The 508-nt window shown below is 65.0% G+C and carries 2 pseudogenes; one reads left to right on the forward strand and one right to left on the reverse strand.

The features are described 5' to 3' along the window. Nucleotides 1-216, forward strand: a pseudogene (locus A5686_RS02655) (hypothetical protein); the annotation flags it as partial. Between the two features lie 4 nt (nucleotides 217-220). Here A5686_RS02655 and A5686_RS02660 read toward each other — a convergent pair. Further along, a pseudogene (locus tag A5686_RS02660) lies at nucleotides 221-508 on the reverse strand (hypothetical protein); the annotation flags it as partial.

A 508-nucleotide genomic window follows, 5' to 3' on the forward strand; every position in this document is an offset into this window, starting at 1 on the left:
GACCAGATGAAGACGGTCGCCAAGCTGTCCGGCGGGCAGTCTTACACCGCCACCAATCTGGGCGAGCTGCAAAAGAGCTACAACGCCATCGAGAACGAGATCGGCTACCGCACCGTGCCGGGGCCGGGCAGCTCCGGCTGGCTGCGCCTCGGCGTGCTGACTGCCCTGATTGCGACGGGACTTTCGTTGCTGATCAACCGGCGCCTGCCGAGCTGACGGCTCAGGCGGGCAGCCTGCGGTTCAACAGCAGACCCGCCAGGACGGCGCCGGCCATGACGACGGCGCCGAGCAGCATCCAGGCCATGCTCGCGTCACCTTTCACGGTCTCGTAGCCGATCTGGCGCTGCAGTGTCGAATACACGTTCTTCAGCGAATCCAGGCTGTCGGCGTGGAACGACTGGCCGTCGGTGATCTCGCAGATCTTCTGCAGGGTCTGGTCATCCACCGGAACCGGGATGGTGGCGCCCTCGTAGTCGACAGTGCCGTACGGAGTGCCGAACGAGATCGT

This window comes from Mycobacterium sp. E2479, assembly GCF_001667925.1.
Taxonomy (GTDB): domain Bacteria; phylum Actinomycetota; class Actinomycetes; order Mycobacteriales; family Mycobacteriaceae; genus Mycobacterium.